Raw genomic sequence first — 13,594 nt, forward strand, 5'->3', positions numbered from 1 at the left:
CCAAATTACCCAAGCAAGCCCTCTACGTCCAGAAAAATGCCTGCGTTTCCGACAGTTGTGTCTTTTGAGTCAGCCGCACTTTGGCGCTTAGGTGCGGATCACCGGTTCTACGGCTGCAGCCACACGCAACAGGCGCTCTTCTTCCATCGGCGCACCCAGCATCATCAACCCACAACTAGGCGCGTTGGTTGGCAGGGAAACCCCACATAGCCCCATCAGATTGCCGATCCGGGTGTTTCGCAGCGCCAGAAGGTTCTCGACCACGTAATACTCGTGATCATTCATAAGACGATCTGCGTCCGGTGGCAGAATAGGGGCTGTTGGCAAGAGAACTGCATCATAGCTGGCGACGCGTTGGTCCCATTCGAGCCGCAAAGCCTCAAGAGATTTCCATGCGGCGACATAGGTTGGACCATCAAAGCCGGCTCCAGCCCGGAAACGTTCCAAAACCTGATCAAACATCAAGTCCGGTGAGGCTTCGATCACGTCCCGCCACAATCCATAGGCTTCTGCAGTGAACAGTGGTGCACTGAGCTGAAGGGCATTGGCCACTTCTGGGGCATCGATCTCTTCAATTTCGGCGCCCATATCACCCAAGCGCGCAACGGCGTCTTGAAAGGCCGCCAAAGGCGCCTCGCGAACGTCGTCAAAGGCCGCAGTCTGAAGAACCGCAAACCGCTTACCCTGAAGGCTTGCGCCGCGAAGATCAGCCACTTGCCCCCCTTCGAGCATAGCCAGCATCATGGCCGCGTCTTCAACCGTGCGGCACAGGGGCCCGACCGTATCAAACCGCTCGCACAACGGAACAACACCGTCTGCCGACACCCGACCTTCGGTCGTTTTCAGACCGACGAGATCGTTCCAAGCCGACGGGATGCGAACCGACCCGCCGGTGTCTGACCCGACACCAACCGCCGCCAACCCAAAAGCCACTGACGCTGCGGCCCCAGAAGATGACCCGCCGGGAACCGCCCGTGGATCGTTGATGCAAGGTGGCGTCGCCGTCATCGGGTTCAATCCAAGACCAGAGAACGCCAATTCGGACATATGTGTTTTCCCAAGGCAGACCAAACCCATTGCGGTCGCATTGATGAGTACCTGCGCGTCTTGCTCAGGCACCCGCCCCTTCAAAAGGCGCGATCCGGCTTCGGTTGCTACGCCCGCACTGTCAAACAGGTCTTTCCAACTGATCGGGACGCCATCCAGCAGAGATAGACGTTGACCGGCGCGGGCGCGTTCTGCCGCCGCCTCAGCCTCGGCCAGAGCCCGATCATAGGTCACGACTGAGTATATCCTGTCACGGGCATCATGACTGTCGATGGCCCCAAGAAAGGCCTGTGTCAGTGCCACAGGGTCAATTGACCCATCTCCAATTCCACGCCCCAGATCGGCCGCGCTCATCTCTAACCAATCAAACATTGCAATTCCCTCGCCTTATCCCCGTGAATATGACGGTAGCGGCCTTGGGTAGCATGGACAATCCCACAGACTCGCGCATATTGATGTCCATGAGCTATGACACCGATATTCTGATCTCTGGCGGTGGCCTTAATGGCCCGGCCTTGGCGCTGGGGCTGGCACGGGCCGGGTTCAACGTGACCGTTGTGGACGCCCGCCCGGAAACCGCGCGTGCAGGCGACAATTTCGATGGGCGCGGCTATGCCTTGGCCTTGGCCTCAAAACGACTGCTGAGCGCCATTGGCGTCTGGCAACGTGTCGCTGAAAGCGCCCAGCCCATGAACGAAATCAAGGTGTCCGATGGCCGCTCGGGTGAGGGCCCATCGCCGTTCTTCCTGCATTTCGACCACACAGAAATCGAAGAAGGCCCAATGGGCTTTATGCTCGAAGACCGCTTTCTGTACCGTGCTTTTCTGGATGCTATGCAGGAACAAGAGCGCATTACCAAGATCACCGAAGACAGCGTTGTCGGGCAAGAGATCGACACGACGGGTGTGACGGTCACTTTGGCCACTGGCAAAACGCTGCGTGCACGTCTTTTGGTTGGATGCGACGGGCGTCAAAGCGGTGTGGCAAAACGGGCTGGCATCAAACGCACGGGCTGGGGTTACGGCCAAACGGCCTTGGTTTGCGCCATTGCACACGAAAAGCCGCACAACGGGATTGCCCATCAGTTCTTTATGCCTCCCGGACCACTCGCGATCCTGCCACTCCCCGGTAACATGTCCTCAATTGTCTGGAGCGAAACCGACGAGAATGCCCGCCGTATTCACGCTCTTTCAGACGAAGATTATATGGCCATGCTACGCCCTCGTTTCGGAGATTTCCTTGGTGAGATTGAGCTGGCCGGGGCACGGTTCACTTATCCGCTGAATTTGACTGTTGCGAACGAATTCGTGGCAGAGCGTGTCGCCCTGGTTGGGGATGCCGCCCACGGTATGCACCCCATCGCCGGGCAAGGCCTGAACGCCGGTCTGCGCGATGTCGGGGCGTTGGTGCAAATCCTGGACGAGGCGAAAAAACGCGGCGAAGATTTTTCCAGTATTGACGTTCTTGAGCGTTTTCAGGAATGGCGTCGCTTTGACACGCATGCTCTAGTGGCGGCGACAGACCTTACCAACAAATTGTTTTCAAACGACAATCCGTTGCTACGACTGGGGCGCGACATTGGCATGGGTTTGGTCAATGCCTCCCCTGCCCTGCGCCGTACCTTTATGAGAGAAGCAGCTGGACTAACCGGAGAACTGCCGAACTTGATGCGCTGACCGGCGTTAGTCGATCTTTCGCGCCTCATCCACCAGCATGACCGGGATACCGTTGCGGATAGGAAAAGCCAACTTGGCGGTTTCCGAAATCAGTTCCTGAGCTTCCGCATCGTATTTCAGTGTGTTGCGGGTCTCGGGACAGATCAACGCCTCTAACATACGTCGGTCCAAGCCGGTTTTCGCGTCGCTCATTGCATCAAATCCTCTCCGGCGCCGCCCAGCAGCGCAAATTCGATCAGAGTGATAAGCGTTTCCCGTCGGGTTGCCAAGCTAGGGGCCTCTAACAAGGCCTGCTTATCCTCTGGCGCGAGGTCCAGCAGCATCGACAGAGAGTTTATCAGCAACTCGTCATTTGCATCTTTGAGCGTATCCCAGTCCGTCGACAGATCCATGGCGCCAAAGTATTTTTCCAAGAGCGCCATAAAATCGGCGCGTGCAAACACCTCGTCTTTTTCCGAAGGGCCAAGATCACGTTCGAAGCCCTCCCAACTGACATCGCAACGGCGATAGGGCTGAAACCCTTCGACCTCTCGAAGCACCCGAAAACGTGATACGCCCGACAGCGTGATCAAGTACCGATGATCCTCGGTTTCAGAGAACTGAGTGATACGTCCAGCACAGCCGATCATGTGCAGCCCAGCACCATCGCGACCCGGCACATCATTGGGCTGAACCATGCCAATAAGCCGCTCCGGAGTTTTCAACGCATCATCAAGCATGGTCAGGTAGCGCGGTTCAAAGATGTGCAACGGCAAGCGTGAACGGGGCAATAGAAGCGCCCCGGGCAACGGAAAAATGGCCAGTGTATCCGGCAGATCAGCGACTTTGAACATAGTCCAAATGGTAGCGCATTCGCGCTCTCAGGCAAATATGATTGAACTCAGCTTGCGACGACCGTTCAACACCACAGGATCATTTGGCTTGAGCGAATCGAAGATTGTGAACAGCTGCGCCTTGGCCGCGCCATCGTTCCATTCTCGGTCGCGGCGGAACAAATCCAACAGTTCGTCAACAGCCGCTTCGGTTTCCCCGGCGGCGTGAAGCGCCTGTGCCAGATCAAGGCGCAATTGATGATTGCCCGGATCGGCCTCCACAGCCGCACGCAACTCAGCAACGGGACCCGCATTCTCGGCCTGACGCGCGAGTTCCAACTGCGCATGGGCCGCTTCGATCTCGGGAGCTTCCGCCATTTCGGCAGGCGCGCCATTCAGCACGGCCTCGGCCTGATCCAAAGCGCCCATCGCGATGTTCGCCCGCGCCAAGCCACCAAAAGCAGCGACGTTCGACTGATCCTGTTCAAGGATTGCAGCAAAGGTTTCACCAGCGGACTGTGCATCGCCTGCGGCGAGCATCTCTTCTGCGGCTTCAACGGCTTCTTCCAGCCCGCCATCCGCAGCACCCCCAGAGGCCTCTATGACCCGGTCTACAAACGCGGTGATCTCGCTTGGCGGCAACGCTCCCTGAAACCCATCAATGGGCTGCCCCTGCCAAAAGGCAAAAACAGTCGGAATCGACTGAACCCGCAATTGCCCTGCGATCATCTGGTTTTCGTCAACATTGACTTTAGCCATCTTGACCGCCCCACCAGCAGCAGTCACCGCCGCCTCGAGCGCCGGACCCAAGGTCTTACATGGGCCACACCAGGGTGCCCAGAAATCCACGATGACGGGAACAGTTTGGGATGCTTCGACAACATCTGCCATAAAGTCCGCTTCTGTAACGTCCTTGATCAAATCTGCCGCAGGTGCTGCGCCTTGTCCAAGTTCCAGCATGGTTCGTGTCCTCGAATTATCAGTTGGCCTCTATATGACGATGTTCACTGACGTTTCAAAGGGCCAACGCCAATTAATCAGTCAGGATTTTCATCCCAAGCATCAAGAAAAGGCAACCCAAAGGGTTCGCCGTTGAACGTATGCGTGCAACAGGAACAAAATGGGCGCAGGTTGGCTGCGTTCAACGCGGGATCGACCTTAACCAGATAGCCATCGTCATCAACGTATAAACCATTGTAATAAGACGACTCTCCGCCACGAACCAACGCCTGTTGATCCAATTCAGAGCGCGCAACGATGTCCCAGATGGGCTCTTCGCTGTCCAATCGAGAGGTCGCCTCGGAATAAACTTCGGCCCAAGGTTTCCCAACCTTTGACAGAAGGTATTTGTACAGCGGCGTGTAATCCAACCCGTGGCGAAGACCTTTGCGCATGCCTTTCTTGGTGTCAGGGTCAGCACTTTCTTTCAATCGACCACAACCGTGACGCACGCCATGCGTGCGAGTGTTCACTTTTCGATACAGCGGCTTTTTGCGATCTCGCCGCATTACAGATCAAAGCTGGCAAACACCGGCGCGTGGTCGCTGGGCTTTTCCCAGCCACGTGCATCACGCAAAACGCGACTGCCATGCCCTGCGTTTGAGATATCGGGTGTGGCCCAGATGTGATCAAGGCGACGGCCTTTGTCCGCAGCATCCCAATCGCGGGCGCGGTATGACCACCAACTGTAAAGGCGTCCGTCGGGAATATCCTGACGGGTGATGTCTACCCAATTGCCTGAGTCTTGCGTCTCGGCCAGATGTTCAACTTCGATCGGCGTGTGACTGACGATTTTCAAAAGTTTCTTGTGATCCCAAACGTCATCTTCGCGCGGCGCAATATTCAAATCCCCAACAAGAATGGACTTTTCCGGCTTGTTGCCGTGAAACCAGTCGCGCATCTCGGTCAGGTAATCCAGTTTCTGGCCAAACTTTTCGTTCACCTCGCGGTCAGGCTTGTCGCCCCCCGCTGGAACATAGAAATTGTGAACCGTGACGCCGTTTTCCAGCTTGCCCGCGATGTGGCGTGCATGGTTCAGCGATGCAAAATCCTCGGCGCCCGCCTCAACCATTGGAATCTTCGACAGGATCGCAACGCCGTTGTAGCCTTTCTGTCCCCGTGCCACCATGTGGGTATAGCCTAGCGCTGCAAAGCCTTCGGTCGGAATCTTCTCAACTGGGCTCTTGCACTCCTGAAGGCACAACACATCCGGCGCCTCTTCTTCAAGCAATTTCAGCACGATAGGCTCGCGCAGGCGCACAGAGTTGATGTTCCAGGTGGCAAGAGTAAAGGACATGGGCGCGCTCCAACTTAATCAAATCGCGCCCACCCTACTTAGTCTGAACTCCAGTTGCTACTGACAAAAACGGGGCATCGTGTTGCCAGAAACACACGCGCCGGACGCGTCGGTTGGATGCCGGATTAGCCGATCAAACCTTCCTGACGGAACAGCGCCTTAACGTCTTGTTCTGGCCGTGCTCCATAATGGCTGATGACTTCGGTCGCGGCGATACATCCCATCCGACCAGACACTTCAAGTGATTGCCCAGTGGCATATCCATATAGGAACCCAGCCGCGAACTGATCGCCTGCACCTGTGGCATCAACGGGAACAATCTCGTTGACCGGAACCACGGCTTCTTCTTCGCCGCGCACCAGCACCACGTCATGCCCAGAGCGCGTGCAGACAACCATGCCTGCGTCCTGCGCCGCCTGTTCCAGCGCAGTGGACAGGTCAGTATGATACAGCGAAGACCACTCGTGTTCGTTTCCGATCACATAGTCGAGTTCTTTCACAAGCCGACGAAAGTCATCACGGTGACGCTCAACACAGAACGGATCAGACAGAGCAATACCTGCCTTACCACCAGCGTTGTGACAGTGTTTTACAGCAGCTTCAAAGGCCTCTTTGCCTTTGGGCTTGTCATAGAGGTAGCCCTCGAGGAACAGAATTTGCGCCTGACCCGCCACATCGTCCGAGACGTCCTCGGGGCCCAATTCTGCGGATATCCCCAGATAGGTGTTCATCGATCGCTCACCGTCGGGAGAAACAAAGATCATCGACCGCGAGGTCGGCAACTCACCACCCGGCACAGGCGGGTTCACGAAATCGGTGCCATCGGCCTGCATTTCTGCGGCATAGAACTTGCCCAGCGCATCGTCATGAACCCGGCCAATAAACCCTGTCGATAGACCCAGTGATCCAAGGCCCGCAATGGTGTTCGCCACCGAGCCACCCGGCGCCTGTGTGCGGTTGGTCATGCCTGCATAAAGCATCTCGCCACGCTCACGTTCGACGAGTTGCATGATGCCTTTCTGGATGCCCATCAGGTCCAGAAACGAGTCATCCGACTGCGAGATCACGTCCACGATGGCGTTGCCGATACCGACAACCTGATAATTCTTGCTCATAGGTTTTTGTCCTCAAACATACAAAGGTCCCGGATCAGGCAGTTGCCGCATATGGGCTTGCGCGCTTTACAGACATAGCGTCCGTGCAGGATCATCCAGTGATGGGCGTGGTGTTGAAAATCCACGGGAATATTGTCTTCGATGGCGCGCTCTACCGCGACAACATCTTTGCCGGGGCAAACACCCGAGCGGTTACCAAAGCGATAGATATGGGTGTCCACGGCCTGCGCCGGATAAGACCACCACATGTTCAATACGACATTGGCGGTCTTACGGCCTACGCCGGGCAGCCCTTCCAAAGCGGCGCGGGAATTGGGCACCTCGCCGCCATAGTCATCCACCAGAATGCGGCTGAGTTTCATGACGTTCTTGGCCTTGTTGCGATAAAGGCCAATGGTCTTGATGTGCTCGATCAGTTTCTCTTCGCCGAGGTCCAGCATCTTCTGAGGGGTGTCAGCGATCTTGAACAGTTCTTTGGTGGCCCGGTTCACACCCACATCCGTCGCCTGGGCGGACAGCGCCACGGCGACAACCAGCGTATAGGCATTCACATGATCCAGCTCGCCCTTAGGCTCGGCTTCTGACGCCTGAAAGCGGGTGAAAATCTCGCGGATGGTGTGATAGTCGAGTTGCTTGGCCATAGCCCCCTAATGCCGCGAAGCCGTGCGGGGGTAAAGCCCTTGGCACACAGAGCCTAGTCCAGTTGCAGGATGAACACGTCCTCGGCCCAGCCATCCACATTATCGCGCGCGCGAATATGCAGGATTTTGGCATCTGCTGGGATCGCGACGCCTGAGAGCGACCGGGTAAAGGGTTGCTCGTTCACATGCGGGTGCAGAAGTTCGCGAAAACCCAGAACCTTGCCGGAAGGCAATTCGACTTGCCAACCATCGGCGTAATGATCCCAACCCGTATCAGGGTGGGACAGGGTCACATCAAAACGCCATGAGTTGCCAGACTGGCTGGCGCGGACGTCTTCGACAACAGGAGCATCTGCCAGGGCCGGAGCGGCGGCGATCAGCAAGGGGATCAGGAATCTCATGCGTAAACCCTAGGCCACGGATTGTCCGGGGCCTAGGGTCAATTCACTCACGTTTGCTCACAAGTCAGGGTTTCCAACCGGGACCTTCGAAGAGATAGCCCCAAAACTCACGCCCGGATTTGGCCTTTCTCAGGTCCTTGACCAGCGCAGGAATCTCCGAGAACCAAACCTTGATTGGGTTCTGGCTGTCAAAATCCGTCGTCAAACCATAGCGCGGGCGTTCTTCTTCTTTCTGGAACGTGCCGAACATCCGGTCCCAGATGATCAGGATGCCGGCATAGTTGCGGTCCAGGTATTTATCATCGCTGCCGTGGTGCACCCGATGATGCGAAGGCGTGTTCAGCACCCACTCCAACGGCCCCAGCTTGCCGATCAACTCGGTGTGCAACCAAGTCTGGTAACCCAGCACCACAAGCGCGCAACCAAACACCACCTCAGGGCTGAAACCGATCAGGACCATCGGGATGTGGATGATAAAGGCCCAGATTCCTTCAAAGGGCCCAAAGCGAACCGCAGTCACGATGTTATAGTCCCGAGATGAATGGTGCACCGCGTGCTGGGTCCACAGTAGCCGAACTTGATGGGCGATCCGATGCTCCCAGTAGTAGGTGAAATCCGCCAGTATGAGGGCAAGTACGATTGTCCACGCCGTTGTCGGGATTTCCCAGCTGATCAACTCGTAGCCGATGACATAAAGACCGCTGTAGGCGGCGGTCATGATGAACACCTCAACCGCAATCGATGGGATCTGGGTCGACGCGCTCGCGATCATCTCAAGAATGGTCTTTCCGCGCGCGGTTCCCTTGAACAGCACCTCAGCGATTTCGATCAAAAGGATCGCAGCACCAATCAGAAAGAAAACTTCATCAATCTGTTCGGCGAGCGCAAAAAAGGCTTCGGGCAGCATCAGGTGTCACCGGCCAGACCGCTTGACAGCGTCTGCCACGCGAGGGCCGAAGCCTGTTTGGGCGTCGCCTCACCGTCCTTGACCATGGACCATGCAGTATAGGTCATTGCTTCGTAGGTTTTAACCGCCCATGCGGTGGGGATGTTGGCGGCGATGCTGCCTTCTTTGCGAACTTCTTCCATGGCTGCTGTCAGCTCTTCGCGCTGCCGCTCATATTCCTTCGCGACTTCCGGTACGTGCTCCAGCGGCTCAGTTTCCAGAAAAGTCTGACGGTCGGCCAGCGCCACCATCGCATCCAGTCCCAGACGCATCGCGTCGGTATAGCTCTCTGCGTCGCGGGTTGCTTTATCAAAGGCCGTGTCGATGTCTTTGATAGCTTTCAGGGCAAGGGCAGTCATGAGATCCTCTCTTCCTTTGAAATGCCGGTGCAGGGTCGCCCGGCCGATGCCTGCCGCCGTGGCCACTTCGGCGAGCGTTGCTGTGGGTTTCGCCGCAAAAGTGGCAAATGCGGCGTTCAGAATGGCGGTTTCAGTTTTATCAGTCATGATACATTAATGTCTCATTTGAGACATTAATATCAATAGAAGGTACAATAAGGGCCGCGCTTGGCGGCCTTAACTATTTGATTTCTAATCTTACTTTTTGTCGGAATTGAGCGTCTGCTCACGCAACGCTGCTTCAATATCGGTCAGCCGATTGAGCACTTCATCGCGATATGTGTCGGTTCTCTCGTCCGCTTCCTGATGGTGCGCATCCTGCATCGAATTCACCACCAAACCGACAACAAGGTTGAGAATGATGAATGTCGTGAGCAGGATGAACGGGACAAAGAACATCCACGCATAGGGCGCCTGTTCCATCACCGGGCGCACGATGCCCATAGACCAGCTTTCGAGCGTCATGATCTGGAACAGCGAATACATCGACGCGCCAAGTGTGCCGAACCAATCCGGGAACATCGCACCAAAAAGCTTGGTCGCCATCACGGCGCCGATATAAAACACCAGCCCCATCAGCAGGAAAACCGACCCCATACCGGGCAACGCATTGATCAGACCTTCGATCACGCGGCGCAGGCTGGGCGCGACTGAGACGACCCGCAGCAATCGCAGGATACGGAGGGCACGCAGCACAGACAAACCTTGCGCGGAAGGTACCAAGGAAATGGCAACGATGACAAAGTCAAAAATGTTCCAACCATCCCGCCAAAACTGGGCACGTTGCACAAACAGCTTGGCGACGATCTCGACGACAAAGATTGCCAGACACAGCCCGTCTAGCAACAGGATCAGAGGCCCCGCTGCTTCCATAACCGTAGGTGAGGTTTCCAACCCCAGAATAATGGCGTTGAACAGGATCACACCCAAAATGGTGTTGCGGACAACCGGGCGATCCAAGATCGCAGCAAGCCGGTCGCGAAATGAAAATGGAGCAGGTGCGGATGTTTGTGTCATGCAGCGCTATATGGGGCGATGGGACGTCATCAGCAACCGACTAAAGCCTCACGATGGTTTCCTTCGTGAAATTTACGTAACCCTCTTGTTCATGTAGCAAATGGGACTGCATTTCCTCGTGTAGGTCTGCCAGTCGAAAAAACGGCACCGCCGGATAAACGTGATGTTCTGTATGATAGGGCATATTCCACGCCAAGAACCGAACAATTGCCGTGGTGTAAGTGGTGCGCGAATTGTCAAACATGTTTGCCACTTGGGGACAGCGCCCATGTTCTGCCAGCAAATACAATCGCAAGAAGGGCTGTCCCACCAAAACAGGCAGTATCCATACCCAGAATAGCAAGGAAGATGCGAAAAGGCTGAGCAAAGCGAGCAGGTAAATCAACACCATCCAGCGCGCCTCAGTTTTCAATCGGGGCCGCACCCTCTCGGGCAAATAGTCGGCCTCAACCCGTCCAGTCGCGTTCACCCAGACTTGCCGCGCCATGGACACCCAAAAGGGCAATCCGGTGACATGCCATAGAAACGGCCCCCAACCTTCATAGTGCTTTTGCCCGGCGGCCAGCTCAGGATCTTTGCCGGGGATATTGGTGTAGCGATGGTGGGCAAAGTGAAAATACCGAAACCACTCAAACGGCAAGACCAGCAGCAGGCCACACGCTCGGCCAACCCATTCGTTAAGCGCTTCATTGGCGAAGGGCGTTTTGTGCGTAGCCTCGTGCTCTAGCGTAAAGAGAAAGACAATGGCGATGCCCTGAATGGGCACCACGACCCACCAAAGCGGGAGGCCAAAAGCAATCCACCCGCCGCACACCAGTATGAGGGCAACGTGCCCCAGAAGATGTTTTATCCCGGCCGCATCGCTGCGCTGCGTCAGCCGGGTTTGCGTGTCCGTTGGCAAGGATTTCAAAAACGCTTTGTGATCCATAACCGGCAGTAGGACCAAAATCTCATCTTCGTCAAAGTCTTTGCGACGTGCAGGTTACCGTCAAAGGCCGTCCTTGACGCTATTTCGCAACAAAAGTCTTTCAGGTTTTGGAAGTGCATTGGCTGAAGCGCCCAACAATGGCACTGTTGCAGCGTGGTTTTGTATCGAGTCCCGATCGGTAAAACTCGCTTTTCGGCACATAGACGGCGTGGAGGCTGACATGACCTTTCCTAAATTCCTTCTTGGCCTGTCTTGTGCGGCGGGCTTCGGCCTGTCACCCGCTTTGGCAGAGGAAGACAATCCTCTGAGTTTCAATCTGGGCAGCGGCAACAGCCTGACGTTCTACGGATACATCAAGGCAAGTTTCATCAAGGACTTTGACTATGACCTTGGCGATACCACCAGCGGGCTGAGTTCAATTGGCCTGCCAGGAGGCCCCGTGGCAGGGGACTCAGCACGCGCGCACCTCAAGGAAACGCGCTTGGGGGCTGATCTTTATCTCGGAGATGTTCTGGTCAAATACGAAGGTGACTTTTTCGGCACCAACAGCATCGATTTCCGCACACGTCACGCCATGATTTCCTGGAACGGTCTGATGGTTGGTCAATACTGGACCAACTTCATGTCGCTCGAGAACCTAGGAAAGACTGTCGACTTTCAGGGACCCGCCGGTGTCCCGTTCGCGCGCCTACCGCAAATCCGTTACACGTATAAACCTAATGACCAATGGACTCTGTCTGGTTCAATCGAAGAAGATAAATCAAACGAAGATGACGTTCAATTCACCTTTGCCGCGCGACGTGGCTATGAAAATGCGATGCTGCGCGTCGCTGGAATTTACCGCGACACTGTGATCAGCGGGACAGAAGTTCAGGGCTGGGGTGTCAGCATCGGCGGTTGGATAGATGCGTGGGAGGGCGGTCGCTTGACGGGCATTTTCACCACCGGTGAAGCCATTTCCGACATCCTGACCTTTGGTCTAGATGGCAATGCGCTGACGGTTGGTGGCAATGAAGTTGGCGTCAATGCACTCTCGCTGGGTGTTCACCAGAAAATTGGCGACAAACTCACGCTGGCGGCCACAACGGGTCTGACCGACCTTGAAGTGGCTTTCGGGACGGATACCCAACGTTTGACCACGCTGCACCTGTCGGCCTTTTACGATGTGTCGGATAGTGTTCAGCTTTCCGCTGAATTCTATACCGGTACGCGCAAACAAGGCGATGGCGTAGAATTTGACGCCGACCGCGTGATGATGGCCGCAACCTTCCGGTTTTAAACCACGATAAAGCACAAGAATCGGGTCGCATGACCCTCTCTCGTCTCTTATCCTTTGGGTAACGAAACGGGAGAGATATCCATGAGTGACATGGAACAAGGATACCATTTCAAAGTGATGCGGCGCGCGATCGACTTGATCGATCAAAGCGACGAGAACCTTGCGCTGGAAGATCTTGCACGGGCCATGGACATGAGTCCTGCGCATTTTCAGCGGCTGTTTACAAAATGGGCCGGGGTATCGCCGAAAAAGTACCAGCAATATCTGACATTGGGTCACGCCAAGGCCTTGCTGCACGATCATTTCACCACGCTTGAGACATCAAACGCTGTCGGCCTGTCGGGGTCGGGGCGGTTGCATGACTTGTTTCTGCGTTGGGAGGCCATGAGCCCCGGTGATTTCGCGCAAAAAGGCGCTGGGCTCACGATCTATTGGGGATGGTTCGACAGCCCGTTTGGTTTGAGTCTTGTGATGGGGACGGACAAAGGGATTTGTGGCATCGGATTCGCCTCGGAAACCGGAGAAGAAGACGCGATGCTTGACCTGGTCTCGCGGTGGCCCAAAGCGACATTTGTCGAAGACCCGATGTTTCTGCGGCCTTGGGTGTTGTCTGCCTTTAATGAAACGACGGGCGAGCTGGGAAAGACACCTGTCTACATGATCGGCTCACCTTTGCAGATCAAAGTTTGGGAGGCGCTGATGCGTATCCCCTCGGGGCAGGTCTCGACCTATTCTGAAATCGCCCAATCCATTGGGATGCCGCGAGCGGTCCGCGCCGTTGGAACGGCCGTCGGGCGCAACCCGGTCAGCTGGCTGATCCCGTGTCATCGCGCATTGCGGAAGTCGGGCGCATTGGGGGGATATCACTGGGGATTGCCAGTCAAACGGGCCCTTTTGGCATGGGAAGCCGCCCGTGCTGAGGCCGATGACACCCCAAAATCGCGGGAAATTGCCTAAAACTGGGTTTCACCCCTTTGGAATGGCGGTTGTTCTACCTTATATGTAAGGCAGGAACAGAGCCGGAAAACCGGCCAAACG

16 protein-coding genes are annotated in these 13,594 nt (G+C 55.9%); 3 read left to right on the forward strand and 13 right to left on the reverse strand.

Features of this window, described 5'->3' with window-relative positions; translation table 11 throughout:
* Positions 1-87 precede the first annotated feature (87 nt).
* Positions 88-1,419 (reverse strand): amidase family protein, encoded by a 1,332-nt coding sequence (locus tag Q0932_RS01020; RefSeq protein WP_299348673.1) that lies wholly within the window; start codon positions 1,417-1,419, stop codon positions 88-90.
* Positions 1,420-1,472: 53 nt separating this feature from the next.
* Here Q0932_RS01020 and Q0932_RS01025 point away from each other — a divergent pair, with 53 nt between their 5' ends.
* Positions 1,473-2,723: a UbiH/UbiF/VisC/COQ6 family ubiquinone biosynthesis hydroxylase gene (locus Q0932_RS01025; protein WP_299348676.1), complete on the forward strand. Its 1,251-nt coding sequence runs from the start codon at positions 1,473-1,475 to the stop codon at positions 2,721-2,723.
* Positions 2,724-2,729: 6 nt separating this feature from the next.
* Here Q0932_RS01025 and Q0932_RS01030 read toward each other — a convergent pair whose 3' ends face one another.
* From Q0932_RS01030 to Q0932_RS01085, 12 genes are all read right to left on the reverse strand, one after another.
* Positions 2,730-2,915, reverse strand: a complete 186-nt coding sequence (locus tag Q0932_RS01030; protein WP_299348679.1) for a Trm112 family protein — start codon at positions 2,913-2,915, stop codon at positions 2,730-2,732.
* Positions 2,912-3,556, reverse strand: a complete 645-nt coding sequence (locus Q0932_RS01035; RefSeq protein WP_299348683.1) for an LON peptidase substrate-binding domain-containing protein — start codon at positions 3,554-3,556, stop codon at positions 2,912-2,914. The genes Q0932_RS01030 and Q0932_RS01035 overlap by 4 nt, the downstream gene beginning before the upstream one ends.
* A 27-nt stretch (positions 3,557-3,583) precedes the next feature.
* A complete protein-coding gene (locus Q0932_RS01040; RefSeq protein WP_299348686.1) occupies positions 3,584-4,495 on the reverse strand; it encodes a co-chaperone YbbN in 912 nt (303 codons plus the stop codon).
* A gap of 77 nt (positions 4,496-4,572) precedes the next feature.
* On the reverse strand, positions 4,573-5,043 hold the full coding sequence (locus tag Q0932_RS01045; RefSeq protein WP_299348689.1) for a hypothetical protein: 471 nt from the start codon (positions 5,041-5,043) through the stop codon (positions 4,573-4,575).
* Complete coding sequence (locus tag Q0932_RS01050; protein ID WP_299348691.1) at positions 5,043-5,831, reverse strand: exodeoxyribonuclease III; 789 nt, start codon at positions 5,829-5,831, stop codon at positions 5,043-5,045. Before Q0932_RS01050 ends, Q0932_RS01045 begins: the two co-directional genes overlap by 1 nt.
* 125 nt (positions 5,832-5,956) lie before the next feature.
* A complete protein-coding gene (locus Q0932_RS01055) occupies positions 5,957-6,946 on the reverse strand; it encodes an adenosine kinase (RefSeq protein ID WP_299348694.1) in 990 nt (329 codons plus the stop codon).
* Positions 6,943-7,587 carry an endonuclease III gene (nth, locus tag Q0932_RS01060; RefSeq protein ID WP_299348697.1) on the reverse strand — a complete coding sequence of 215 codons (645 nt, stop codon included), beginning with the start codon at positions 7,585-7,587 and terminating at the stop codon, positions 6,943-6,945. Before nth ends, Q0932_RS01055 begins: the two co-directional genes overlap by 4 nt.
* A gap of 53 nt (positions 7,588-7,640) precedes the next feature.
* The gene (locus Q0932_RS01065; protein WP_299348700.1) at positions 7,641-7,988 is read right to left on the reverse strand and encodes a hypothetical protein; all 348 of its coding nucleotides are present in this window, start codon (positions 7,986-7,988) and stop codon (positions 7,641-7,643) included.
* A 64-nt stretch (positions 7,989-8,052) separates the two neighbouring features.
* Entirely contained in the window at positions 8,053-8,895 is an 843-nt protein-coding gene (locus Q0932_RS01070; RefSeq protein WP_299348703.1) for a sterol desaturase family protein, read from the reverse strand.
* On the reverse strand, positions 8,895-9,440 hold the full coding sequence (locus Q0932_RS01075; RefSeq protein WP_299348706.1) for a helix-turn-helix domain-containing protein: 546 nt from the start codon (positions 9,438-9,440) through the stop codon (positions 8,895-8,897). Before Q0932_RS01075 ends, Q0932_RS01070 begins: the two co-directional genes overlap by 1 nt.
* Positions 9,441-9,530: 90 nt before the next feature.
* Complete coding sequence (locus tag Q0932_RS01080) at positions 9,531-10,349, reverse strand: ion transporter (protein WP_299348709.1); 819 nt, start codon at positions 10,347-10,349, stop codon at positions 9,531-9,533.
* Between the two features lie 40 nt (positions 10,350-10,389).
* A complete protein-coding gene (locus Q0932_RS01085) occupies positions 10,390-11,295 on the reverse strand; it encodes a fatty acid desaturase (RefSeq protein WP_299348712.1) in 906 nt (301 codons plus the stop codon).
* Positions 11,296-11,497: 202 nt separating this feature from the next.
* Between Q0932_RS01085 and Q0932_RS01090 the strand changes: the two genes are divergently transcribed.
* Positions 11,498-12,556 carry a DcaP family trimeric outer membrane transporter gene (locus Q0932_RS01090; protein WP_299348715.1) on the forward strand — a complete coding sequence of 353 codons (1,059 nt, stop codon included), beginning with the start codon at positions 11,498-11,500 and terminating at the stop codon, positions 12,554-12,556.
* Positions 12,557-12,637: 81 nt separating this feature from the next.
* Positions 12,638-13,513 (forward strand): bifunctional helix-turn-helix domain-containing protein/methylated-DNA--[protein]-cysteine S-methyltransferase, encoded by an 876-nt coding sequence (locus tag Q0932_RS01095; protein ID WP_299348718.1) that lies wholly within the window; start codon positions 12,638-12,640, stop codon positions 13,511-13,513.
* The last annotated feature ends 81 nt before the right edge of the window (positions 13,514-13,594 follow it).

It is taken from the genome of uncultured Shimia sp., from assembly GCF_947498095.1.
Classification (GTDB): domain Bacteria; phylum Pseudomonadota; class Alphaproteobacteria; order Rhodobacterales; family Rhodobacteraceae; genus Shimia.